Origin of the sequence: Bradyrhizobium sp. CW1, assembly GCF_023100665.1 — a bacterium.
Lineage (GTDB): Bacteria > Pseudomonadota > Alphaproteobacteria > Rhizobiales > Xanthobacteraceae > Bradyrhizobium > Bradyrhizobium canariense_D.
In genome coordinates this window covers 8,123,811-8,147,916 of record NZ_CP064684.1, presented here as the reverse complement: position 1 = coordinate 8,147,916, position 24,106 = coordinate 8,123,811, and the positions used below count along the sequence as shown (strand labels likewise).

Sequence of the window (24,106 nt, the reverse complement as noted above, 5' to 3'; positions counted from 1 at the left end):
CGCGCCCGCCGCAATGGCGCTATCACACCGCTCTCATAAGGTGAATGCCTGACCATGCCCGAATTGCCCGAAGTCGAGACCGTCCGCCGCGGCCTTCAGCCTGTCATGGAGGGTGCGAAAATCCTGGTCGCGGAGACCCGCAGGCCTGATTTGCGCTTTCCTTTCCAGCCGGACTTCGTGGCCCGACTGAAGGGGCAGGTCGTCACGGGGCTCGGCCGCCGTGCAAAATATCTCATGGCCGATCTCACCTCCGGCGACGTGCTGTTGATGCATCTGGGCATGTCGGGTTCGTTTCGCGTCATCAAGCCGGACAACGAGGCGGCGCCGGGCGAGTTTCACTATCCGCGAGCCAAGGACTCCGCGCACGATCACGTGCTGTTTCGGATGTCCTCCGGCGCCGACATCATCTTCAACGATCCGCGCCGCTTCGGTTACATGAAAGTGATCGCGCGCAGCGCGCTCGACGAGGAGCCGCTGCTGCGCGGGCTCGGGCCCGAGCCGCTTGGCAACGAATTTGACGCCGCGATGCTGGCGCGATCCTGCGCCGGCAAGACCACGAGCCTGAAAGCCGCGCTGCTCGATCAGCGCGTGGTCGCCGGGCTCGGCAATATCTATGTCTGCGAAGCCCTGCATCGTTCGCATCTGTCGCCGCGCCGGATCGCCGCGACGTTGTCGACCAAGGCCGGACAACGCAAGGGCGTTGCCGGGGGCGAGCCGACCGACCATGCAAAGCGATTGGTCGGCGCGATCCACACCGTGCTGAACGACGCCATCAAGGCCGGCGGCTCCAGCTTGCGCGATCATCGCCAGACCTCGGGCGAGCTCGGCTATTTCCAGCACTCGTTCAAGGTCTACGATCGCGAGGGCGAGAAATGCACCACGCCGCGATGTGGCGGCATCGTCAAGCGTTTTACGCAGAACGGCCGGTCGACCTTCTGGTGTCCGAAATGTCAGAAGTGAAAATCAGGCTCGTATCCGAGAGGTCGTAAGTTCAGCGGCGGTGACGAGCCCACCACGACCGTCATTGCGAGCGCAGCGAAGCAATCCAGAAGCTTTCCAACGAAGCAGTCTGGATTGCTTCGTCGCAAAGCTCCTCGCAATGACAGCGGAGATAGAGTTTCCCAAAAACGCGAAGCGAAGCAATCCGGCCGGGCTGGTGGCCGGATTGCTTCGTCGCTAAGGCCCTTCCGGATGGTGAAGGTCCGGCTGCCATCCGAGCGATACCCCCGCTCAGGACGCCAGTATCGTAGTTTCATCGGCGGCCAGCTCGGCGGCGACGTGCAACATTCCGTCCGCGGCCGCGATGACCTGGTCGATCAAGACATTGGTCGTGACGTCGAGCTCGAGCCGGGTCTCAATCCAATGCCAGAGGCCGCGGATCTCCTCGGTCGACTTGCCGTTCGGCGCGAATTCGCTCACCGCAAGGCCGCTGGCGAGCGAGTCCTGGTGATCGTTGCGCATCACGATCAGGGGACGCGCGAGCACCTCGGCGAGATCAAGCGCTGCTTCCTCGGCGAGCGTGTTGGCGGCGTTGTCGATGCGCTGGCCGCGGATCGGGGTTTGGTTCAGCACGAAGCTGTAAGGCCGCTTCCAGGCGCGCGCGACGCTCAGCGTCGAAACGGTCGCTTCGATGTCGGCGACGCTCGGGCGTGCCGGGATCAGGCAGAGGTCGGAATGGCGGATCGCGGCGGTGGTCGCGGCGCTGAGGCCGGCGGCGGTATCGACGATCGCAATCTGGAGACCGCCGTCGGCGAGCATCTTCAGGCGCGGCTCGATATCGGCGGCGTGATAGATCGGCTCGACGACGAGATCATCGGTGGTGCGGCGGCGCTGCCAGTTCGACAGTGTGCCCTGCGGGTCGGTTTCGATCAGGCGAACGGTGAAGCCGGCCTGCTTGGCTGCCAGCGCGAGGCCGATGGCGAGCGTGCTCTTGCCGCTGCCACCCTTTTGGGTGGCCAGTGCGATCGTGTGCATTGAAGATCAATCCTTTGGAGTGCTTGGGTCTCGGGAAACGCCACGCGAACGTGCATCGATCTCGATGCTGAGCTCTTCTCGCTCAGGACGTGCCGGCCCGATCCAAAGGGGATCGCGGAGGTCCGAATCAGCAGTCACGATGATGGCGGAATCGGGAATGCCAACGAATCCGTACCATTACTGGACCCGTACTCGTCCGTGTGCTGTGCTTGCAGCCGTGAATAATAAGGACAAGCGGCATGGGCGGAAACTGGCGCGACCGGACGGCGACGAATTTCGAATGCCAGAAGATGCCGGCGGTATCGAGCCGCGGCATGGTGGTCAGCAACCATCCACTGGCCTCCAGCGCCGGCGCGGAGATGCTGGCCGCCGGCGGCAACGCCATCGACGCCGCGATAGCGACCCTGTTCACGCTGACCGTGGTCGAGCCGATGATGGTGGGCATCATCGGCGGTGGCATGGCGCACATCCGGCTCGCCGACGGCAGCCACCGTTTCATCGACGGACAGAGCACCGTGCCCGCGGCGGTGCTTGACACCAGCTACACCCCCACGCCGGGTTCCGCGCATGATGTGTTCGACACCGTCGGCAATGAAAATCTCAACGGACCAAAGGCGGTCGCCACGCCGGGCTCGCTGAAAGCCTGGTGCGAGACGCTGCGCTGCTTCGGCACCATGAGCCTTGCCGACGTCATGCAGCCCGCGATCAAGCACGCCGCGCGCGGCTATGCGACGACACCCTATCTGCACGAATGCATCACCGAGAGCGCCGCCGAGATGCGCAAGGACAAGCCGATCGCGGCGATCTATCTGCCAGACGGCGAGCCGCTCAAGGTCGGCGAGCGCGTGGTACAGGCCGAGTATGCCGAGACGTTGCGGCATATCGCCGACCACGGCGAAAAGGCGCTCTATGAGGGGCCGCTTGGCGATATCCTGGTCGACTATATGGAAAAGGCCGGCGGCTTCATCCGGCGCAACGATCTCACCAGCTACAAGACCGTCGAACGGCAGCCGATCCGCGCCGATTACCGCGGCTGGACTATCTTTGGCCCGCCGCCGCCCGCGGCTTCCGGCGTGCATATCGCACAGATGCTGAACATCCTGGAAGGCTACGACATCCAAGGCCTCGGCTTCGGTACGCCCGAGACCATCCACTATCTTGCCGAGGTCCTGAAGATCGCATTCGCCGACCGCGCCGCGGCCAGCGGCGATCCTGATTATGTCGGCGTCCCCGTGGAGCGGCTGACCTCGAAGGCCTACGCCGAGGAGCGCCGCGCTGCGATCGATCCGGCACGGGCGCAGAGCTGGGGCGCCGGCGTGTCGCAGCTTGAAGGCGCTCACACCACGCACATGACGGCGGCGGATGCGTTCGGCAACGTGGTTGCGACCACGCAGACCATCAACAATCTGTTCGGCGCCAAGATCATGATCCCGGGCCTGGGCGCCATCGCCAACAACTACATGAACCTGTTCGATCCGCGTCCAGGCCACGCCCTGTCGCTGGCGCCGGGCAAGCGGGTGACGACCTCGATGTCGCCGATGATGGCACTCCGTGATGGAAAGTTGCGCTATGCGCTCGGCTTGCCCGGCGGAAAACGAATCTTCCCGAGCGCGATGCAGGCGCTGCTCAATCTGATCGACCACGGTATGAGCTTGCAGGAAGCAGTCGAGGCGCCGCGGGTCTGGACCGAAGGCAATGCGCTTGAGGTCGAGCAGAGGGTGCCGGAGAGCGTGCGCGCGAAGCTCGCGGAGCTCGGCCACAAGGTGCAGCCTGTCGCGGCAGTCGCCGGCGGCATGAATGGTATCGCCTTCCACGACGACGGCACCATGAGTGGCGCCGCTTGCTGGCGTGCGGACGGCACGCCGGTCGGGATCTCGGGTGGTCTTGCGAAGGCCGGGATCAGGTTCAGGCTGAGCTAGGTCTCATGCCCCGGACGCAGCGCAGCGCTTCTTCAGCGGCGCGCATTTCATGCCGCACCGCGCCCGGGACACGAGAGCTACTTGCGCACGCAGATCACGCGCACGACAGCGGCTTTCGCATCTGTGGACGTTCCGTTCGCCGCGACACCGTTCGCCTTCAGGAAATCGCGCACCGTCTCCGCGGAGACCATCACCGCCTGCGACGCCGGCACCGACGTCGCGGGGCCCGCAACCATCGCCGGCTTCAATAGTGCGATGCCGGCGAACTTGCCGTCGCCGTCGATGGCGGGGCTGCCGGAGAAGCCGACAGACGGTGGCGGTGAGAGTGGGGAATCGCCACCACCGACGGATGCCAGCGTAGCCTTGAGGCTCGACACACCCGCGGCTCCGCCCTGGCTCTGCGGATCCGCGATACCGATGACATCGACACTCGTCTTCGCTGCGCCGGCCGCGAGGTTGAGGGGCTCCAGGCCGCGGGCGCCGTAAATATGCAGCAGCGCGAGGTCGTGTTCCCGGTCCTCGGCGAGACGGTCGGCGCTGCCATAGCCGGCGATCGTGATCGCGAGGCAGCTATCAGTGACGAGGCGGTCCGTGAGGATCGCGCCATCGTCGCTGACGACAATGCCGGTGCCATATTCGACGGTCTTGCGTGGCGGCGGCCCCGCCTGTGGCCCCGACGGAAACGCGTTGAAGGCGCTCGACATCGCGATCACGACCGGCTCGACCGTGTTCTCGGTCGCCTGATCGTAGAGGATCGTCATGATGCGGACCTCGTCACCCCTGGAGGTGCCGCGCAAATAGAATTTCTTCAGGCCCTGCAGACCCGACAGCACGAAGAAGTCGGGCTTTACCACGGTGTAGTCGACCTTGCGACCCGGCTCTTTCTTCTCCGCTTCGGCAAGCTTGGCTGTGGTCGGGTTCGCCTCCTTGCGGCGGCTGAGCAGAACCTGCACCGTGCCAGTGGGCGAGGTCCATTTCGAGCCGTTGGCGTCGGTCGCCTGCTGCGGCACCAGCTTTGAGGGAATGCCGAGCCGCGCGCCGCTGGTCATTTCCGTCACGATCTTCCAGCCGACGCTGTCCTGTTTGCGGCGCGCGGTCTCGGCGAGCGCTGCGCGTTCCTGCGGATTGAGCACGCCGGTCGCCTTGCCGCCCTTGGCCTTCTGATACTCCTTGATGGCCTCGACCAGGCGCGCGCTGACGTCGCCGGTGATGGCGCCGTTATACTGGCCGACCCAGGCGAGGTCGGACTGCAGCGACAGCCGCTCCGCCTGCGCCATGGCATCGGCCGTCGCAGCCGGCGTCTGCAATGCAGGAGGCCGGATCGGAACGGTCTGGACCGGCTTCGGCTTGGTGCCGGGAAGCTGCGGTGTCGTCATCTGGGCGTTCGCGCCTGTCGCAGCCGCAAACATCAGTGTTGCCGCAAGCATCGATCTCATGACAAATCCAGCCCGCCCATTGAACGCAATGCCATTGAAGCACATCTCGTTGGTCGCGAACAATGTTGCGGTGGTTCAGACCGGCAGGAGAGGTCTAGCTCCTCATCCTGAGGAGCCGCGTAAGCGGCGTCTCGAAGGATGAAGGCCGTGCAGCCGCAGCGGGGCCTGCATGGTTCGAGACGGCGCTTCGCGCCTCCTCACCATGAGGAGAGGATCTGGAAGGATAACGATGCTGAGCCCGGACGAACTCGAACGTTATGCCCGCCATATCGTGCTGCGCGATGTCGGTGGCCCCGGCCAGGCTGCGCTGAAGCGGGCCTCCGTGCTGGTGATCGGCGCCGGCGGGCTCGGTGCGCCCGCTTTGATGTATCTGGCGGCCGCCGGCATCGGTACGCTCGGCGTGGTCGATGACGACGTGGTGTCGCTGTCGAACCTCCAGCGCCAGGTCATTCACACCACGCCCGATATCGGCCGGCACAAGGTCGAGAGCGCGGCCGAACGGATCTCGGCGCTCAACCCGCATGTCCGCTTCGTCGGTCACGCCACCTGGCTCAATGCCGACAATGCGCTGTCGCTGATCGGGGACTATGACCTCGTGCTCGACGGCTCCGACAATTTCTCGACCCGCTATCTGGCCTCGGACGCCTGCTTCTTCGCCAAGAGGCCGCTGATCACGGCGGCGCTCGGCACCTTCGATGGCTCGCTGACCACCATCCGCGCGCATGAGACAAACGAGCAGGGCGAATTCAATCCGACCTATCGCTGCCTATTCCCGGAAGCGCCGCCGCCCGGGACCGTGCCGGCGTGCGCGGAAGCCGGCGTCATGGGCGCGCTCGCGGGCGTGATGGGCTCGATGATGGCGCTGGAGGCGATCCGCGAGATCGTCGGCTTTGGCGACGGCCTCGTCGGCCGCCTCCTGATGATCGATGCGCGCGCGATGCGCTTCGAGACGCTGCGTTACGCGCGCGATCCCGCCAATCCGCTCAATGGCGATGGGCCTGTGATCACCGATCTCAGCGCCCATCGCACTTGATTGCAGACGTTATGCTGTGGCCGGCTTCTCGCTGTCGAGATGCGCCATCTGCTCAGCGGCGTAACGCGTGCCGGCAGCGACATCGGGCGGGAAGGCCGTTGCCAGCACGGCGAGATGAGCCGGCGTCAGCGTGACCTTGGCCGCGCCGAGTGCTTCGGTGAGGCGGTTGCGGGTGCGGGCGCCGACCAGCGGCACGATCTGCTTGCCTTGCGCCGCCACCCAGGCGATCGCGACCTGTGCCGGCGTCGCGCCAATCTCAGCGGAGATGGCGCGCAGCTGCTCCACCAATGCGAGATTGGCATCGAGATTCGATCCCTGGAAGCGCGGCGTCATCAGCCGGTAGTCCTTGCCTGTCTTGCCGGAGTCCTTCGACCAATGGCCGCTGATGAGGCCGCGCGCCAACACGCCGTAAGCCGTGATGCCGATGCCGAGCTCGCGGCAGGTCGTCAGGATGTCGCGTTCGATGCCACGCTCGATCAGCGAATATTCGATCTGGAGATCGGCGATCGGGTGCACGGCATGCGCGCGGCGGATGGTGGCGGAGCCGACCTCGGACAGGCCGATATGTTTGATGTAGCCGGCCTTCACGAGATCGGCGATGCCGCCGATGGTCTCCTCGATCGGAATGTTGGGATCGAGCCGCGCCGGACGGTAGACGTCGATGTAGTCGGTGCCGAGCCGCTGCAGCGAATAGGCTAGGAAGTTCCTCGTTGCGGCCGGCCTCGTGTCCATGCCGGTGAATTCGCCGGCAGGACCGCGCAGCGCACCGAACTTGACACTGATCTGCACCTTGTCGCGCGGCACCTCCTTGAGCGCTTCGCGCACCAGCATTTCATTGTGGCCCATGGCGTAGAAATCGCCGGTGTCGACCAGGGTAATGCCGGCATCCAGTGCGGCGTGGATCGTGGCGATGCTCTCGCCGCGATCGGCGGGGCCGTAGACCTCGGACATGCCCATGCACCCGAGACCGAGAGCGGAGACGGTGGGACCGGTCGAACCGAGTTTGCGCTGTTCCATGATGGCTCTCCTCGAAAAGGCGCTGACTGCGCCGCGTGACGAGGCCTGATATGCGCTTGGTCGATTGCGCCGATAAGCTGGACAATCGAGAATGGCTTGTTCACATTAACGAACAATGGCTGAGCCCGACCTGCGTGATCTCGACGTCTTCATGGCGGTCGCCCGCACCCGCAATTTCCGGCGCGCGGCGATCGATATTCGCGTGTCGGTGTCGAGCCTTAGCCAGCGATTGCGGGACCTGGAGGAGCGCCTCGGCGTCCGCCTGATGAACCGCACCACCCGCAGCGTCGCCCTGACCGAGGCGGGCGAGCTGCTGCTGTCGCGCGTGGCTCCGGCGCTGCGCGATGTCGGCGAGGCCCTCGATCAGGTCCGGGGCCTGCGCGAGATGGCCTCGGGCCGGCTGCGCATTAACGCGCCGCCACCCGCGGTCGATCTCGTGCTGGCCCCCATGATCGGGCCGTTCCTTAAGGCCTATCCGCAGGTCGACCTCGAGATCGTTTCCGAGAGCGGGTTTGTCGATATCGTCAGCGCGGGCTTCGATGCCGGCGTACGTTATGGCGAGCATCTCGCGCAGGACATGGTGGCGATCTCGCTCAGCGGCCCGCAGAGCTATGTCGTAGTCGCTTCGCCCGATTACCTCGCGCGCCGCGGCAAGCCGGAGCATCCGAAGGATCTGCTCGACCATAATTGCATCCGCGCCCGCTACTCCAGCGGTGTCATGCACGATTGGGAGTTCGAGAAGGCCGGCCAGCTGGTGAAGGTCGATCCGCCGGCAAAGCTGATCTCGACCAACATGGGCCTTTCCATGCGCGCCGCGCTCGACGGCGCCGGCATCTGGGCGACGCTTGATGGTTATGTCGGCGAAGCCCTGAAGTCCGGCGCGCTCGTCAGTCTGATTCAGGATTGGTGCGAGCCGTTTCCCGGGCCGTTCCTGTACTATCCAAGCCGGCGACAAACGCCGCCGGCGCTGCGGGCCTTTATCGATTTCGTTGCCGACTGGCGCAAGCGCGAAACACGCAGCAAATAGACCTCACAGCATGCTCGGCAGCACGCGATCCGGCGGCTTGTGCGCATCGAGGAAGGTTCGGATGTTGATGATCACCTTCTCGCCCATCTCGACGCGGCCCTCGATCGTGGCCGAGCCCATATGCGGCAGCAACGTCACCTTGCCGGCCTTGGCGAGCCGCACCAGCTTCGGGTTCACCGCGGGCTCGTGCTCATAGACATCGAGGCCGGCGCCGCCGATCTCGCCGCCTTCGATCAGCTTGATCAGCGTGTCCTCGTCGGTGACCCCGCCGCGCGCGGTGTTGACGATGTAGGCGTCCTTGCGAATAAGCTTCAGCCGGCGCGCCGACAGCAGATGGTAGGTCGCCGGCGTGTGCGGACAGTTCACCGAGATGATGTCCATCCGTGCCAGCATCTGGTCGAGGCTTTCCCAATAGGTCGCGCCCAGCTCTTCGGCGATCTTCGGCGCCACCGGCCGACGATTGTGGTAGTGGATCTGCAAGCCGAAGGCGCGGGCGCGGCGTGCGACCGCCTGGCCGATGCGGCCCATGCCGATGATGCCAAGGCGCTTTCCGCCGATGCGATGGCCGAGCATCCAGGTCGGCGACCAGCCCGGCCAGGGTTTTCCTTCCGTCAGGATCGAGGCGCCTTCGATCATCCGCCTGGGCACGGCGAGGATCAGCGCCATGGTCATGTCGGCGGTGTCTTCGGTCAGAACTTTCGGCGTGTTGGTGACGGTGATGCCGCGGGCATGCGCGGCCTCGACATCGATGTTGTCGACGCCGTTGCCGAAATTCGCGATCAGTTTCAACCTGCAGTCGGGCTGGTTGACGATGTCGGCGGAGATGTGGTCGGTCACGGTTGGGACCAGCACGTCGGCGGTACGGGCGGCTTCCGCGATCTGCTCGGGCGACATCGGCGTGTCGTCGAGATTGATCCGCGCGTCGAACAGCTCGCGCATCCGGGTCTCGATCGAATCCGGAAGCTTGCGCGTCACCACGACGAGGGGCTTTTTCTTCACCGACATGTCCTGCCCTCATGAGGCGTTGCGAGCCGCCTCTGTCGCCAAAGGCCGGCCGTTGAGGCCTCATTAACCCGGTTGTTCGACACTGCGCTTGCCGTGTCGTCCCCGGCGTTTCCTTCAAGCTCTCCCGACATTTCCGGCCGGAAAATCGGGACAAACCGGTTGTTCAGATGTCCGTCCTCTCTAGCAGAAGGCCGGGCCAAGACAAGAACCACGGGTAAAGGGCTCGGGAACACCCGCGTGGGGCGGGGTCAGGGGCGACAGCGGCCTGGTTTGGGAATTTAGGGCGAGGGACCGGCTCGGCCGGACCTTCGACAGGAGACGGGTTGATGGCGTTGGGGCGTTTTTGTTCGGTGATGGCGCTCGTTTGCACCTGGTTGAGCGCTTCGGTCAGTCCCGGGCATTCGGCAAAGGACAACACCCCTCAGACGGCCTCAGGCCTCCCGGTGCCGCGCTACGTCAGCCTGAAATCGGATCACGTCAACGTCCGCGCCGGCCCGACCAAGGACAACGACGTCGCCTGGGTCTACACCCGTTCCGGCCTGCCGGTCGAAATCACCGCCGAGTTCGAGAACTGGCGCCGGGTCCGCGATTCCGAGGGCGCCGAGGGTTGGGTCTATCACTCGCTGCTGTCGGGCCGCCGTACTGCTGTCGTCACCATGAAGCACAAGGACGAGCTCGCGCCGATCTACGACCGCGCCGATCCCGAGAGCGCGGTTGCGGCCAGGCTCCAGGCCGGTGTCGTCACCCAGGTGAAGAAGTGCACTGCAAACTGGTGCCGCGTCAGCGGTAACGGCTTTGACGGCTGGATCCAGCAGGAGCGCCTCTGGGGCGTCTACTCGGACGAGCAGGTGAATTGATCTGGGCGGGAGCGGAACTGTTGCTCCACCGTCATGCCCGGGCATCCACGCATTTTTCGACGCCTGACCGAATAACGTGGATAGCCGGGACAAGCCCGGCCATGACGATCAAATCAGCAGTTCAGGATAGATCTCAGCGCTTCTTGCGCAACCGTACGACCATGTCGATGCGGGCGATCTCGTAACCCGCGGGCACCTCAGGCATCTTGGACAGCGCCAGATGCGGATCCTCGATGTCGACCAGCTCATGGCTGTTCTCGAGGTAGTAGTGATGGTGGGTCGTGACGTTGGTGTCGAAATAGGTCTTGGTGCCGTCGACGCTGACCTGACGCAGCAGACCGGCATCGGTGAGCTGGTTCAGCGTGTTGTAGACGGTCGCCAGCGAGACCGGCACCTTGGCCAGCGTCGCTTCCTCGTAAAGCATTTCAGCCGTGAGGTGACGTGCACCCTTGCCGAACAGGAGCCAGCCGAGCGCCATGCGCTGGCGCGTGGGGCGAAGCCCTGCGGACTGGAGCATTTCGTTGACGTCGTGCCACGGGCAGCCGGTCAACGCCGGCTGGCGGCCGGACATAAGAGCCGCCGCATGGGCCTCTTCGTCGCGATGGGGCGCGTTATTTTCGTTCATTTCCAGCTTCGGGCACGCGTGAACACTGTCGTTGCCCAACATATATGGAGAGATAGATGCAGATGCAAGTTTCTCGCAACTAGAGCGGTTCTAATCAGGCAGGGAACCGGGGTGGCGGCCCGTCATTTTACCTTCATGAGAGCGCTTTGCTACCCGAAATGGCCTGTGTTAGAGAGCCCGCGGTTCCGCTTAACCCATTTTGGCGCGACCCGGCATTGAGGGCCGCTCGCTATCCATCCAGGGTCCTTCGGTATTCTCGTCTGACAATGGCAACAGATGTCGCCTTTCGAACAGGATGGGGCCCATTTTCGCCGGAAACGCCGCTCAATCGGGGTTTGAACACAAAGGCTTCCGCATGCTGAACAGGCGCAACGGTTACGAATATGAAGATCTGCTGGCATGTGCCCGCGGCGAGATGTTCGGCCCTGGCAATGCGCAATTGCCGCTGCCGCCGATGCTGATGTTCGACCGCATCACGGACATCAGCGAGACCGGCGGCGAATTCGGCAAGGGGGTGGTGCGCGCCGAGCTCGACGTGAAGCCCGACCTCTGGTTCTTCGGCTGCCACTTCAAGAACGATCCGGTGATGCCCGGCTGCCTCGGGCTCGATGCGCTGTGGCAAATGGTCGGCTTTTATCTGGGCTGGAGCGGCGGTGAAGGTCGCGGTCGCGCGCTTGGCCTGAACGAGCTGAAGTTCAGCGGCCAGGTGCTGCCGGAGGCCCGCAAGGTTGTGTACAACATCGATATCAAGCGCGTGATGCGTTCAAAGCTGGTGCTCGGTATCGCCGACGGATGGCTTTCGGTGGATGACCAGATTATCTATCGCGCAAAGGATTTGAAGGTCGGCCTGTTCAAGCAGGGCACGAGCCTGGGCTGAGCGCATCACCACGAAGACAACGATTGAGGCGAGGCTGTCATGAGGCGGGTTGTGGTCACCGGGATGGGCATTGTCTCCTCCATCGGAAACAACACCCAGGAGGTGCTTGCGAGCCTTCACGAGGCGAAGTCGGGCATTTCGCGGGCTGAAAAATATGCCGAGCTCGGCTTCCGCTCCCAGGTGCAGGGTGCGCCGACGCTCGATCCTTCGACGGTGGTCGACCGCCGCGCCATGCGTTTCCTCGGTCAGGGCGCGGCGTGGAATCACGTCGCGATGGAACAGGCGATCCAGGATTCCGGTCTTTCGCCCGACGAAATTTCCAATATTCGCACCGGCATCATCATGGGCTCCGGCGGTCCGTCGGCGCGCACCATCGTCGAAGCCGCCGACATCACCCGCACCAAGGGACCGAAGCGTGTCGGGCCGTTTGCAGTGCCGAAGGCGATGTCCTCCACGGCCTCCGCAACGCTTGCGACCTGGTTCAAGATCAAGGGCGTGAACTATTCTATCTCGTCGGCCTGCGCGACGTCGAACCATTGCGTCGGCAATGCCTATGAAACGATCCAGATCGGCAAGCAGGACGTCATCTTCGCCGGCGGCTGCGAGGAGCTGGACTGGTCGCTGTCGGTGCTGTTCGACGCCATGGGCGCGATGTCCTCGAAGTACAACGACACGCCTGCGACGGCCTCCCGTCCCTACGACGTCAACCGCGACGGCTTCGTGATTGCCGGCGGAGCCGGCGTGCTGGTGCTGGAAGAGCTCGAGCATGCCAAGGCGCGGGGCGCACGCATTTACGGCGAGATCGTCGGCTATGGCGCGACGTCCGACGGCTACGACATGGTCGCACCATCAGGTGAGGGCGCCGAGCGCTGCATGCGCATGGCGATGTCGACCGTGAAGACCAAGGTCGACTACATCAATCCGCACGCGACATCGACCCCGGCCGGCGATCCGCCGGAGATCGACGCACTCCGCAGGGTGTTCGGAAGCGGCGAGAAGTGCCCGCCGATCTCGGCGACCAAGGCGCTGACCGGTCACTCCCTGGGCGCAACCGGCGTGCAGGAAGCGATCTATTCGCTGCTGATGATGAACAATGGTTTCATCTGCGAGAGCGCCCACATCCAGGAGCTCGACCCCGTGTTCGCCGACATGCCGATCGTGCGCAAGCGCATCGACAACGTCAAAATCGGCACCGTGCTGTCGAACTCCTTCGGCTTCGGCGGCACCAACGCCACGCTGGTGTTCAGCCGGCTGGATGCGTAATTTTGGCACGCTGTCATGCCCCGCGAAGGCGGGCATCCAGCACGCCGCAACTTCTCGATTTGCAGTAATCGCCTCGAAATACTGGATCGCCTGCCCCAGTGCGCAAGTGCGCGCAAGGCGGGCGATGACGCCGGAATAATGGGAGCTATCAGGCAATGGAAGGTTTAATGAAAGGCAAGCGCGGTCTGATCATGGGCATCGCCAATGATCATTCGATCGCCTGGGGCATGGCGAAGACGCTGCATGCCCACGGCGCCGAGCTTGCCTTCACCTTCCAGGGCGAGGCGCTGGGCAAGCGTGTTAAGCCGCTGGCGGAGCAGCTTGGCGTCGACATGGTGCTGCCCTGCGACGTCGAGGACATCGCCAGCGTCGACGCCACATTCACGGCCTTGCGCGAAAAGTGGGGCCGGCTGGATTTCGTGATCCACGCGATCGGCTTCGCCGACAAGAACGAGCTCAAGGGTCGCTACGCCGACACCAGCCGCGAGAATTTTTCGCGCACCATGGTGATCTCCTGCTTCTCCTTCACGGAAGTGGCAAAACGCGCCGCCGAGCTGATGACGGAGGGCGGCAGCATGATCACGCTGACCTTCGGCGCCTCGGAACGCGCGATGCCGAACTACAACGTGATGGGCGTGGCCAAGGCGGCGCTGGAAGCCTCGGTGCGCTATCTCGCCTCGGATTTCGGACCGCGCGGCATCCGCGTCAACGCGATCTCCGCCGGCCCGATCCGCACGCTCGCCGGCTCCGGCATCGGCGAGGCGCGCGCGATGTTCGCCTTCATGCAAAAACATTCGCCGCTCCGCCGGGGCGTGACGCTCGACGAGCTCGGCGGCTCGGCGCTGTATCTGTTGTCGGATCTCTCCGGCGGCGTGACCGGCGAGATCCACTATGTCGATTCCGGCTACAACACCGTCCTGATGCCGCGGCCGGACGATTTGAAGGCGCAGGATTAGCTCTCGTAGAGTGGGCAAAGGCGCGCAAGCGACGTGCCCACGATTTCTCAATAATCGAGACCAGTTCCTGCTGCGAAGGACGTGTCGATCAGCGCGCGTCGCTGTTGCGCGCCGCTCGTTGAACCCCGATCAGCAGCGGCAGCGTCTTGTCGAGGCTTTCCGTCAGCATGGCACGCACGTCGTCGCGCAGTGCGGGATTGTCGGCGGCATCTTCAGGGCGGGTTGGAAACGATTCTGCGGGTAGTTCGCGATAGGGGCCGCCGATTTGCACGCCCAGGAGCCTCTGCACCATAAGGGAATGATGCGTGTTGATCAGCGCAGAACTCTGTCTGACAACGGAGAAGTCGCGCCCATCGAAGATGCGGCAAACGCCAGGGCGTAGAGATAGATGCGACGCCCGAGCACCACATCATGGTTGAGGATGCCGAAGCCGCGGACCGTATAGTTGGATGACCCGAAAGGGCTGATTGAATTGAGGATCTGGATGTAGTGCCGGCAATTCGTTCCTTTCACGACGTCGCGCATGTATTGGGCCAGCTCCGCATTGAGATCGCGGAACAACCTGTCCTTCAATGTGTCCTTGGACTCATCGCGGGGAGGAAATTTCGCCGGGTTGTAGGGGATTCTCAGAACGGACACGCCGGCAGGGATCGTGGCGCGAATCCGCGCGAAGATCAGATCATTGAGTCCCCAGCCCGGGATCGGGACGACCGTCTTCTTGTGCTGAAATACGGTCAGGCCGGTCGTCAGCACGGTGAACTCATCGCCGGTGGTGACGACGACACCGAAGTCGCACGGGCCGCCGACCACGGGAGCGGGTTTGCCCGTCGCTTCACGCCGCGTGGTCGTCTTGTTGTTGCTTTGCTTGACGGCTGATCCTGCCGTTTCCGCCCCTGGTGGTACCAATTTGGTCTGCGCCCAAGCAGATGTCGAAAAGCACCACGCGACGGCCGCAAGGACGACGAGCCGGGCCAAAACGTCAAATGCAGCCCAGCCGCAGGAAGCGGACGAGCGATAGTCTTTGTCGCGTCCCCTCGGCAAAGGCGCTTACTCGCCCTTGATATACGCGGGTAGATACCTGTCCAGCTGGGCCGTGAGCAGGCTGCGTGTGCTGTCACGCAGCAATGCACTGCTGGTCACCTGTTCAGGGGTCTTGGGAAATTCGAGATTGTTGAGGATTTGCATATTGTCGTTCTTGTTGGAGAAACTCGAAGCAATCACATCGCCGAAGCTGCGGGTAGGCGCCCGATGGATGTCGAAAGTCCGTCCGTCAAAAACGTTTATGCGGAAATAGGAAACCACGACGCCGCGCCCGGAAGGGCTCGCCCAATTCTTGTAGACCCCGAGGCCCTCGATTGATTGATTGGTGCCATCCACCGAAACGCGGGCTTTCGTGGCTACGACGTAGCGTTCGCAATTTGCAGCTCCGGCGATCTGCCGCACCAGCGCCGTCAGGTCGTCGCGGTCATTGCGGAACAGTTTCGCTTCCGGATGATAGTACGGCCTGAAGGCTCCGCTTGCGTAAGCGACCTTTCGGACAGCCGTGCCGGGAGCCGTGGCGCGAACCCTCGCGACGAACAGATCATCGATACCCCACGTCTCGATCGGCGCCTCCATATACTCGTTGCCGAACATCGTGAGGCCGACATGTTGCACCGAGAACTGGTCTCCGATCGCGGAAATGACGCCGATCTGACAGGGGCCGCTCTCCGCCGCAACTGGCTGTTGTGCAGCCGGTTTGGCCTTCGGCGCCGCCTTCTTGACTGCCTTCTTGGCTGGCGCCGCCGTCTGAGCGGGAGGCGCGGTGGTTGCGGGAGGGGTTTGCGCGGCTGCCGTGGTGAGCAGGGACAGCAACGCGATCAGCGAGACAGCAATTCGAAGCATCGATTCCGGGAGATCAGGGGGCAGGAGGACGGCGGATACGCCACAGTAAATTGGAACCGTGACAACCGCAAGCTGCACCAGGCGACCACTGCCTATCCGGCGGGTCGCTGCCGCCGCCACCGATAATACTTCATCATGAATCCGTTCGACGGCTCGACCTCTTCTTTCTCGAACACAAAGCCCTCGCGCTCGTACCAGCGCCAGGCTTTTTCGTTCTCGCGGATGCAGCGCAGAGACATCTCGTCGGGCATTTGTGTGCGCGTGAAGCCAAGCAATTGGCGGCCGAGCGATTGGCCCTGATAGGCGGGCGCGACGAACAGCATGTCGAGATAGAGTTTTGGCAAATGCAGCGCCAGCATCGCGGCGATCGTGCCGTCGTCGTCGGCGACGAACAGGCTCCAGCCGTCCTCGGTCTCGCGCCGGATCCGTGCACGCAGGTTTGCCAGCAGGAAGTCGCTCGTCTCGCCGAGGCCGGTCGAGACCCAGCTCTCCATCCAGATACGGCCGATCTCGTCGTATTCGTCCGCGCGGGCTGGGCGAATGATGGGATGCGACATCGAGGCCTCAGGTTGGCTTGCTGCGCACGGATGGACGTGCGCGCACCTTGCCCGCCGACAGGCACACCACCTCGGAGATTTGCAGGAGTTGCCGCGCCAGCGGGCTGGTCTTGCGCCAGACCATGCCGATGGTGCGCGACGGCTGCGGGTCGCGGAAGCGCGCGAGCGAGACCGAGGCCGATCGCGTCTCAACTGACACCGCCATCTCGGGGATCAACGTGACGCCGATGCCGGCGCTGACCATCTGGACCAGCGTCGACAGCGAATTGGCATCCAGCATCTCGCGTGGCGGCGCCGATTGCATGTTGCAGAATGACAGCGCCTGATCGCGGAAGCAGTGCCCCTCTTCGAGCAACAGCAGCCGCATCTCGCGCATCATCTCCCGCGACGGTGCCGGCGTTCCCTCATCCGCACTCGGCCGCACCAGCAGGAATTTTTCCTCGAACAGGGCGACCTCGGTGAGCGAGGGCTCGGACACCGGCAGCGCCACGATGGCGGTATCGAGCCGACCCTCCACCAGTTCCTGAATCAGCCGCGGCGTCATCGTCTCGCGCACGCGGATGTCGAGCTCCGGATGCATGCGCGTCAGATTCTTGGTGATCGTCGGCAGCAGATAGGGCGCGATCGTCGGAATCATGCCGATGCGCAGCCGTCCGGAGAACCGGTCCTGCGAGGCGCGGGCGAAATCGCCGAGCTCGTCGACCGAGCGCAAGATGTCGCGGACGCGCTGCGCGAGCTCCTCGCCAAATCGGGTCAGCGCCACCTGCCGGGCGCTGCGCTCCAGCAGCAGACCGCCGAGCGCCTCCTCCAGCTCCTTGATCTGCATCGACAGGGCAGGCTGCGAGATCGAGCAGGACTCAGCCGCGCGGCCGAAATGACTGTGACGGGCCAGGGCGTCGAAATACCGGAGCTGGCGCAGCGTGAGGTTTAGCATCAGAAAATCTTATCGCTGCGATCATTAAAGTCAACTTCCCCTGATCGAACGTGAAGCTTAGAGTGTTTCTACCTGGTCAAAGGCGCGAGTTCGACGCCACCAGAGGAGGTATTCATGGACGACACTTCAAAGTGCCCGTTTTCGGGTGGAAAACGTGTGCCGGCGAACCGCGATTGGTGGCCGACCCAGCTCAGCATCGAGATGCTGCACAAGAATTCCGCCAAGTCCGACCCGATGGACAAGGACTTCGACTACGCCAAGGAATTCAAGTCGCTCGACCTGAACGCGGTCATCAAGGACCTGACCGCTCTGATGACGGAATCGCAGGAATGGTGGCCCGCCGACTTCGGTCACTACGGCGGCCTCATGATCCGCATGGCCTGGCACAGCGCGGGCACCTACCGCACCACCGACGGTCGCGGTGGCGCCGGCGCCGGACAGCAGCGTTTCGCGCCGCTCAACAGCTGGCCCGATAACGCAAATCTCGACAAGGCACGCCGTCTGCTCTGGCCGATCAAGCAGAAATACGGCCGCAAGATTTCCTGGGCCGATCTGATGGTGCTGGCGGGCAACGTCGCGCTGGAGTCGATGGGCTTCAAGACCTTTGGCTTTGCCGGCGGCCGCGTCGACGTCTGGGAGCCGGAAGAGCTCTATTGGGGTCCGGAAGGCACCTGGCTGGGCGATGAGCGCTACAGCGGCGAACGCCAGCTCGCCGAGCCGCTCGGCGCGGTGCAGATGGGCCTCATCTACGTCAATCCGGAAGGCCCGAACGGCAAGCCGGATCCGATCGCCGCGGCCAAGGACATTCGCGAGACCTTTTTCCGCATGGCGATGAACGACGAGGAAACCGTCGCACTGATCGCCGGCGGCCACACCTTCGGCAAGACCCACGGCGCCGGCGATCCGTCGCTGGTCGGACCGGAGCCGGAAGCGGGCGCGCTCGAAGATCAGGGCCTCGGCTGGAAGAGCAAGCACGCGTCGGGCATTGGCGGCGATTCCATCACCAGCGGTCTCGAGGTGACCTGGACCACGACGCCGACGAAGTGGAGCAACAACTTCTTCGAGAACCTGTTCAAGTACGAATGGGAGCTGACTAAGAGCCCGGGCGGTGCGCAGCAGTGGACGGCCAAGGGCGCCGAGGCGATCATTCCCGATGCCTTCGACAAGTCCAAGAAGCATCGGCCGACGATGCTGACGACCGACCTCTCGCTGCGTATGGATCCGGCCTATGAGAAGATCTCGCGCCGCTTCCTCGAGAATCCCGATCAGTTCGCGGACGCCTTCGCCCGTGCCTGGTTCAAGCTCACCCATCGCGACATGGGTCCGGTGGTGCGCTATCTCGGTCCGCTGGTGCCGAAGGAAACCCTGATCTGGCAGGATCCGATCCCTGCTGTGAATCACGAGCTGGCCAGCGAGCAGGATATCGCCTCGCTGAAGACCAAGATCCTGGCCTCGGGTCTGTCGGTCTCGGAGCTGGTCTCGACCGCCTGGGCGTCGGCCTCGACGTTCCGCGGCTCGGACAAGCGCGGCGGCGCCAACGGCGCGCGTATCCGCCTCGCCCCGCAGAAGGATTGGGAAGTGAACGAGCCGGCTCAGCTCTCGAAGGTCCTGGGCAAGCTCGAAGCGATCCAGAAGGACTTCAACGCGTCATCCGGTGCGAAGAAGGTCTCGCTGGCGGACCTCATCGTGCTCGGCGGCACCGCCGCGGTCGAGAAGGCCGCCAAGGATGCCGGCGTCGACGTCAAGGTCGGCTTCACGCCGGGCCGCATGGATGCCTCGCAGGAGCAGACCGACGCCGCTTCGTTTGCTCCGCTGGAGCCGCGGGCCGATGGCTTCCGCAACTTCATCGGCAAGCGGCAGCAGTTCATGATGCCCGAGGAGGCTCTGGTCGATCGTGCGCAGCTGCTCCGGCTTACCGGCCCGGAGATGACGGTGCTCGTCGGCGGTCTGCGCGTGCTCGGTGCCAATGCGAACGGTTCGAAGAACGGCGTCCTCACCTCGAAGGTGGGAACGCTGAGCAACGACTTCTTCGTCAACCTGCTCGACATGAGCACGCAGTGGACGCCGGCCGGCACCGACGGCACCTATGAGGCCCGCGACCGCAAGACCAACGCGGTCAAGTGGACCGGCACGCGCGTCGACCTGATCTTCGGCGCACACTCGCAGCTTCGCGCCTACGCAGAGGTCTATGCCACGTCGGATTCCAAAGAGCAGTTCGTCAAGGACTTCGCCAAGGCCTGGACCAAGGTGATGAACCTCGATCGCTACGACATCGCGGCCTGATTCCAAAGTTCGGCAAGCGACAAACAAAAAGGGCGGCCGCGAGGCCGCCCTTCGTGTTTCTGGAGGTAGCGAGATTTACTCGCCGGCCGCTTCGCGCGCGGGCTGCTGGCTCTCGCCCTTGCCCTCGAGGTCTTCGCCGGTCTCCTGGTCGACCACCTTCATCGACAGGCGGGTCTTGCCGCGGTCGTCGAAGCCGAGCAGCTTGACCTTGACCTTGTCGCCTTCCTTGACGACGTCGGAGGTCTTCTGCACTCGCGCCGAGGCGAGCTGGCTGATGTGGACAAGGCCGTCCTTGGAGCCGAAGAAGTTCACGAAAGCGCCGAACTCCATCACCTTGACGACGGTGCCGTCATAGATCTGGCCGACTTCCGGATCGGAGGCGATCGACTTGATCCACTTGATCGCGGCCTTCATCGCCTCGCCGTCGCTGGAGGCGACCTTCACGGTGCCGTCGTCCTCGATGTTGACCTTGGCGCCGGTCTTCTCGACGATCTCGCGGATCACCTTGCCGCCGGTGCCGATCACTTCGCGGATCTTGTCGGTGGCGATCTTGAAGGTCTCGATGCGCGGCGCGTATTCGCCGAGCTCGGCGCGGGCGTTGGTGAGCGCCTTCGACATCTCGCCGAGGATGTAGATACGCCCATCCTTAGCCTGACCGAGCGCGACCTTCATGATCTCCTCGGTGATGCCCTCGATCTTGATGTCCATCTGGAGCGAGGTGATGCCCTGCTCGGTACCGGCGACCTTGAAGTCCATGTCGCCGAGATGGTCCTCGTCACCGAGGATGTCCGAGAGAACCGCGAAGCGCTTGTCTTCGAGGATCAGGCCCATTGCGATGCCCGCGGTCGGCCGCTTCAACGGCACGCCGGCGTCCATCAGCGCGAGCGAGGCGCCGCAGACCGATGCCATCGACGAGGAGCCGTTGGATTCGGTGATCTCCGACACCACGCGCGTGGTGTAGGGGAATTCGTGGTGCGGCGGCAGCACCGGGTGGATCGCACGCCAGGCGAGCTTGCCGTGGCCGATCTCGCGGCGCTTGGTACCGCCGAGGCGGCCGGTCTCACCGACCGAGTAGGGAGGGAAATTGTAGTGCAGCAGGAACGTCTCTTTGTACGTTCCCGACAGCGCGTCGATGTACTGCTCGTCCTCGCCGGTGCCGAGCGTGGTCACGACCAGCGCCTGGGTCTCGCCGCGGGTGAACAGCGCCGAACCGTGGGCGCGGGGCAGCACGCCGACTTCGGCGACGATGTTGCGCACGGTCTTGGAATCGCGGCCGTCGATGCGCTTGCCGGTGTCGAGAATGTTCCAGCGAACGATCTTGGCTTCGAGCTCCTTGAACACGCCGCCGATGCGCAGCTTGTCGTATTTCGGCTCTTGGCCTTCCGGGAAGTAGTGCGCGATCACCTTTTCCTTGACCTTGCCGACCGCGGCGTAGCGATCCTGCTTGACCGGAATGGCGTAGGCGGCGCGCAGTTCCTGCTCGACCATGCCGAGCATTTCCTTTTCGAGCGCCGAATTGTCGATCGCGGTGACCTCGCGCGGCTCCTTCGCGGCCTTTTCGGCGAGCTCGATGATCGCGTTGATCACCGGCTGGAAGTGGCGGTGACCGAACATCACGGCGCCGAGCATGATCTCTTCGTTCAGCTCCTTGGCTTCCGATTCCACCATCAGCACGGCGTCCGCAGTGCCGGCGACGACGAGGTCGAGCTGAGTGTCGACCATCTCGTCGAGCGTCGGGTTGAGGATGAACTCGTCATTGGCGAAGCCGACGCGCGCGGCGCCGATCGGGCCCTTGAAGGGAGCGCCCGACAGGGTCAGCGCAGCCGATGAGGCCACCAGCGCGACGATATCGGGATCGTTCTCCATATCGTGCGAGAGCACGGTCACGATCACCTGGGTCTCGTTGCGCCAGCCGTCGACGAACAGCGGACGGATCGGACGGTCGATCAGGCGGGAGACCAGCGTTTCCTTCTCGGTCGGACGACCCTCGCGCTTGAAATAGCCACCGGGAATGCGGCCGGCTGCGTAGGTCTTCTCCTGGTAGTCGACGGTCAGTGGCAGGAAGTCGACGCCTTCACGCGGTGACTTCGCGGCAACGACGGTGGCGAGCACCACGGTCTCGCCGTAGGTCGCGACGACGGCGCCGTCGGCCTGGCGGGCGATCTTGCCGGTTTCAAGCTTGAGAGGGCGTCCACCCCAGTCGATCTCGACTGAATGCTTATTGAACATAGAGGTCTTCTTTCATGGGTTCTCGAAAGAAGGACGGGTCGAAAAACAAAAACCATGCGCAAGATTGCGGGACGTTGATCGAAGCGGGCGATCAGCGTCCTGCGATCCTGCCATGGTTTTTGGATTTCGGATGGCGTCCATCCCTTCGGGTCATACGGGCGCCTTGCCCGTTGTGCCCAGCCGCCGGATTGCTGCTGGACTGTCAGTCGGCACGAACGCGAACACCGAAGCGCGGTGTTCGCCCATCATGCCCGGATGCTCGCCGTCAACGGCTCGCATCCGACGCGCACGCAGCCTCGACGAAAAACCTTTAAACAAACGCTTTCGTTCGAAATCACGCGCGAAAACGCGCGCCGGTTGGCGCGCGCAAGAACTCTTAACGACGAATGTTGTGCTTCTCGAGCAGCGCCTTGTAGCGCGCCTCGTCCTTCTTCTTCACATAGTCGAGGAGCGAGCGGCGGGTCGAGACCAGCTTCAAGAGACCGCGACGCGAATGATTGTCCTTCACGTGGGTCTTGAAATGGTTGGTGAGGTTGGCGATGCGTTCCGACAGGATCGCGACCTGAACCTCTGGCGAGCCGGTATCGCCGGCCTTGTTGGCATTCGTCTTGATGACTTCCGCTTTGCGTTCTGCGGCAATCGACATCGTCAATTTCTCTCGTTGCGATCGGCGCTGGCAGTCAGGCCGGTCAGGTTGAACACACGCTTGGGGATGATTTCGCCATTGCCGACTTCGGCAAGCGCGAGAAGCCGGCCTGCCACCGTGACATAGACTGTGCCGCTACAAGTGGGCGCATCCCGTCCGCGCAACAAAACGGCCTGGCCCCGATGGAGCCTTGCCGCATCAGCCCGAGTGACGGCCAGTGCCGGGATGTCGTCCAGCGCGGTCTCAACGGGCATAAGCGCGTCGGCGAGGCTACCCTCGCCGGACGCGGCTCTATCGCACAAAGCCTCCAGCTGATCCAGCGGAATCATGTCGTTCTCGCCAAATGGGCCGACCAGGGTCCGCCGCAGTGCGCAGATATGGCCGTAAGTGCCGAGAATCCGGCCCATATCGCGGGCCAGCGCGCGGACATAGGTGCCCTTGCCGCACTCGGCCTCGAACACGGCCCGGTCGCTATCCGGTTGATCTACAAGGCTTAATCGGTGAATCTCGACCGGGCGCGAGGCCAGTTCCACGATCTCGCCGTCGCGGGCGAGGTCGTAGGCGCGCTCGCCCTGGACCTTGATCGCGGAATAGCGCGGCGGGATCTGCTGGATCACCCCGGTGAAACGGGGCAGCAGGGCCTCGATGGCCTCCCGAGTCGGGCGCTGGTCCGAGGTTGCGGTCGCCCGGCCCTCGATGTCGTCGGTGTCGCGCTCCTCGCCCCAGCACACCGTGAACCGGTAGCGCTTGCGGCCGTCCATGACGAAGGGGACGGTCTTGGTGGCCTCGCCGAGCGCGATCGGCAGGCCGCCGGAGGCCAGCGGATCTAGCGTGCCGGCATGGCCGGCGCGTTTGGCGTTGAACAGGCGCTTGAGCACGGCAACGGCCTGCGTCGAGGTCATGCCGATCGGCTTGTCGAGCACGACCCAGCCGTGGACGTCGCGACGGTCGCGGCGCGGCTGGTTGCCCTTCTGCTTGTTGGCGCGCGGATCGTTGTTGACGCGGCGCGGCTCTTGAGCGGGCTGAGAATTGCCGCTCATGTCCGCAAAATTATTCTTCTGCACGTCGAGCTGATCGGCCTCTTCGCCGCCGATCGTGCCGTGAGCCGGGTCCATCGTCATCGTTCTTCTTCCCGATCCGTATCCGGATCCTGTTCCAGGTCCTTCTGCACCGCGGGTGTTCGCAAAAGCTTCTCGATCCGTTCCGCTTCGTCGAATCGTTCGTCGACGCGGAAGCGAAGGTCAGGTGCAAATTTCAAGTTAACGCGCCGCGCGACCTCGCCGCGCAGGAATTTCTTGTTGCGCTCGAGCGCAGCGAGGACGATCTCGGTGTCGCGGCCACCGAGCGGCATCACGTAGACTGTTGCGAGCTTCAGGTCGGGCGACATCCGCACCTCCGGCACGGTGATGATGTGACCTTCGAGGTCAGCATCATGCACGCTGCCTTGCGCCAGAATCTCGGCTATCGCATGGCGAACCTGCTCGCCGACCCGCAACTGACGTTGCGAGCCGCCAGACGCGGAACTCTTTTTTTGATGATGGCGGGGCATGGTCTGAAAATCACCTCGTCATGCCCGCTTTTGGG

At 63.8% G+C, this 24,106-nt stretch carries 23 protein-coding genes; 9 read left to right on the top strand and 14 right to left on the bottom strand.

What is annotated here, in order from left to right; translation table 11 throughout:
• The first annotated feature begins 54 nt into the window (after positions 1 to 54).
• On the top strand, positions 55 to 960 hold the full coding sequence (gene mutM, locus IVB54_RS38850) for a bifunctional DNA-formamidopyrimidine glycosylase/DNA-(apurinic or apyrimidinic site) lyase (protein WP_018455778.1): 906 nt from the start codon (positions 55 to 57) through the stop codon (positions 958 to 960).
• 270 nt (positions 961 to 1,230) lie between these two features.
• Here mutM and IVB54_RS38845 read toward each other — a convergent pair whose 3' ends face one another.
• Positions 1,231 to 1,974, bottom strand: coding sequence for a ParA family protein (locus IVB54_RS38845; RefSeq protein WP_085362015.1), 744 nt, complete (start codon positions 1,972 to 1,974; stop codon positions 1,231 to 1,233).
• A gap of 239 nt (positions 1,975 to 2,213) precedes the next feature.
• On the opposite strand from IVB54_RS38845, the gene ggt reads away from it, so the two are divergent.
• Positions 2,214 to 3,893 (top strand): gamma-glutamyltransferase, encoded by a 1,680-nt coding sequence (gene ggt / locus IVB54_RS38840; protein WP_247370542.1) that lies wholly within the window; start codon positions 2,214 to 2,216, stop codon positions 3,891 to 3,893.
• A gap of 77 nt (positions 3,894 to 3,970) precedes the next feature.
• On the opposite strand, the gene IVB54_RS38835 is transcribed toward ggt, so the two are convergent.
• Positions 3,971 to 5,329: a serine protease gene (locus tag IVB54_RS38835; protein ID WP_026233023.1), complete on the bottom strand. Its 1,359-nt coding sequence runs from the start codon at positions 5,327 to 5,329 to the stop codon at positions 3,971 to 3,973.
• Between the two features lie 229 nt (positions 5,330 to 5,558).
• Between IVB54_RS38835 and moeB the strand changes: the two genes are divergently transcribed.
• Positions 5,559 to 6,362 (top strand): molybdopterin-synthase adenylyltransferase MoeB, encoded by an 804-nt coding sequence (gene moeB, locus IVB54_RS38830; RefSeq protein WP_018455782.1) that lies wholly within the window; start codon positions 5,559 to 5,561, stop codon positions 6,360 to 6,362.
• Between the two features lie 9 nt (positions 6,363 to 6,371).
• Here the strand turns inward: moeB and IVB54_RS38825 are convergent, their stop codons facing one another.
• Positions 6,372 to 7,379, bottom strand: a complete 1,008-nt coding sequence (locus IVB54_RS38825; RefSeq protein WP_018455783.1) for an aldo/keto reductase — start codon at positions 7,377 to 7,379, stop codon at positions 6,372 to 6,374.
• Positions 7,380 to 7,494: 115 nt separating this feature from the next.
• Between IVB54_RS38825 and IVB54_RS38820 the strand changes: the two genes are divergently transcribed.
• Positions 7,495 to 8,406, top strand: a complete 912-nt coding sequence (locus tag IVB54_RS38820) for a LysR family transcriptional regulator (protein ID WP_247295885.1) — start codon at positions 7,495 to 7,497, stop codon at positions 8,404 to 8,406.
• A 3-nt stretch (positions 8,407 to 8,409) separates the two neighbouring features.
• Here the strand turns inward: IVB54_RS38820 and IVB54_RS38815 are convergent, their stop codons facing one another.
• Positions 8,410 to 9,411, bottom strand: a complete 1,002-nt coding sequence (locus IVB54_RS38815; RefSeq protein ID WP_018455785.1) for a D-glycerate dehydrogenase — start codon at positions 9,409 to 9,411, stop codon at positions 8,410 to 8,412.
• A 326-nt stretch (positions 9,412 to 9,737) separates the two neighbouring features.
• Here IVB54_RS38815 and IVB54_RS38810 point away from each other — a divergent pair, with 326 nt between their 5' ends.
• Entirely contained in the window at positions 9,738 to 10,268 is a 531-nt protein-coding gene (locus IVB54_RS38810) for an SH3 domain-containing protein (RefSeq protein ID WP_026233024.1), read from the top strand.
• 133 nt (positions 10,269 to 10,401) lie between these two features.
• Here the strand turns inward: IVB54_RS38810 and irrA are convergent, their stop codons facing one another.
• Positions 10,402 to 10,893 carry an iron response transcriptional regulator IrrA gene (irrA, locus tag IVB54_RS38805; protein WP_018455787.1) on the bottom strand — a complete coding sequence of 164 codons (492 nt, stop codon included), beginning with the start codon at positions 10,891 to 10,893 and terminating at the stop codon, positions 10,402 to 10,404.
• 355 nt (positions 10,894 to 11,248) lie between these two features.
• Between irrA and fabA the strand changes: the two genes are divergently transcribed.
• From fabA to fabI, 3 genes are all read left to right on the top strand, one after another.
• Positions 11,249 to 11,770, top strand: coding sequence for a bifunctional 3-hydroxydecanoyl-ACP dehydratase/trans-2-decenoyl-ACP isomerase (gene fabA / locus IVB54_RS38800; protein ID WP_007603915.1), 522 nt, complete (start codon positions 11,249 to 11,251; stop codon positions 11,768 to 11,770).
• A 39-nt stretch (positions 11,771 to 11,809) separates the two neighbouring features.
• A complete protein-coding gene (gene fabB / locus IVB54_RS38795; protein ID WP_026233025.1) occupies positions 11,810 to 13,033 on the top strand; it encodes a beta-ketoacyl-ACP synthase I in 1,224 nt (407 codons plus the stop codon).
• Positions 13,034 to 13,188: 155 nt separating this feature from the next.
• Positions 13,189 to 13,989: an enoyl-ACP reductase FabI gene (gene fabI / locus IVB54_RS38790; protein WP_026233026.1), complete on the top strand. Its 801-nt coding sequence runs from the start codon at positions 13,189 to 13,191 to the stop codon at positions 13,987 to 13,989.
• A gap of 88 nt (positions 13,990 to 14,077) precedes the next feature.
• Here fabI and IVB54_RS38785 read toward each other — a convergent pair whose 3' ends face one another.
• The 5 genes from IVB54_RS38785 to IVB54_RS38765 form a co-directional block, all read right to left on the bottom strand.
• Positions 14,078 to 14,260, bottom strand: a complete 183-nt coding sequence (locus IVB54_RS38785; protein WP_247777010.1) for a hypothetical protein — start codon at positions 14,258 to 14,260, stop codon at positions 14,078 to 14,080.
• A 41-nt stretch (positions 14,261 to 14,301) separates the two neighbouring features.
• Positions 14,302 to 14,964, bottom strand: a complete 663-nt coding sequence (locus IVB54_RS38780) for a hypothetical protein (protein WP_247777009.1) — start codon at positions 14,962 to 14,964, stop codon at positions 14,302 to 14,304.
• Positions 14,965 to 15,036: 72 nt separating this feature from the next.
• Complete coding sequence (locus IVB54_RS38775) at positions 15,037 to 15,993, bottom strand: hypothetical protein (RefSeq protein WP_231189580.1); 957 nt, start codon at positions 15,991 to 15,993, stop codon at positions 15,037 to 15,039.
• A complete protein-coding gene (locus IVB54_RS38770; RefSeq protein WP_018455792.1) occupies positions 15,966 to 16,430 on the bottom strand; it encodes a GNAT family N-acetyltransferase in 465 nt (154 codons plus the stop codon). The genes IVB54_RS38775 and IVB54_RS38770 overlap by 28 nt, the downstream gene beginning before the upstream one ends.
• Positions 16,431 to 16,437: 7 nt before the next feature.
• Positions 16,438 to 17,364 carry a hydrogen peroxide-inducible genes activator gene (locus IVB54_RS38765; RefSeq protein WP_018455793.1) on the bottom strand — a complete coding sequence of 309 codons (927 nt, stop codon included), beginning with the start codon at positions 17,362 to 17,364 and terminating at the stop codon, positions 16,438 to 16,440.
• A gap of 114 nt (positions 17,365 to 17,478) precedes the next feature.
• On the opposite strand from IVB54_RS38765, the gene katG reads away from it, so the two are divergent.
• Complete coding sequence (gene katG / locus IVB54_RS38760; protein ID WP_026233027.1) at positions 17,479 to 19,647, top strand: catalase/peroxidase HPI; 2,169 nt, start codon at positions 17,479 to 17,481, stop codon at positions 19,645 to 19,647.
• 75 nt (positions 19,648 to 19,722) lie between these two features.
• On the opposite strand, the gene pnp is transcribed toward katG, so the two are convergent.
• From pnp to rbfA, 4 genes are all read right to left on the bottom strand, one after another.
• Positions 19,723 to 21,876: a polyribonucleotide nucleotidyltransferase gene (pnp, locus tag IVB54_RS38755; RefSeq protein WP_018455795.1), complete on the bottom strand. Its 2,154-nt coding sequence runs from the start codon at positions 21,874 to 21,876 to the stop codon at positions 19,723 to 19,725.
• 376 nt (positions 21,877 to 22,252) lie between these two features.
• The gene (gene rpsO, locus IVB54_RS38750) at positions 22,253 to 22,522 is read right to left on the bottom strand and encodes a 30S ribosomal protein S15 (RefSeq protein WP_007598346.1); all 270 of its coding nucleotides are present in this window, start codon (positions 22,520 to 22,522) and stop codon (positions 22,253 to 22,255) included.
• A gap of 2 nt (positions 22,523 to 22,524) precedes the next feature.
• Positions 22,525 to 23,643, bottom strand: coding sequence for a tRNA pseudouridine(55) synthase TruB (truB, locus tag IVB54_RS38745; protein WP_018455796.1), 1,119 nt, complete (start codon positions 23,641 to 23,643; stop codon positions 22,525 to 22,527).
• A complete protein-coding gene (rbfA, locus tag IVB54_RS38740; protein ID WP_026233028.1) occupies positions 23,640 to 24,071 on the bottom strand; it encodes a 30S ribosome-binding factor RbfA in 432 nt (143 codons plus the stop codon). Before rbfA ends, truB begins: the two co-directional genes overlap by 4 nt.
• Positions 24,072 to 24,106: the final 35 nt, after the last annotated feature.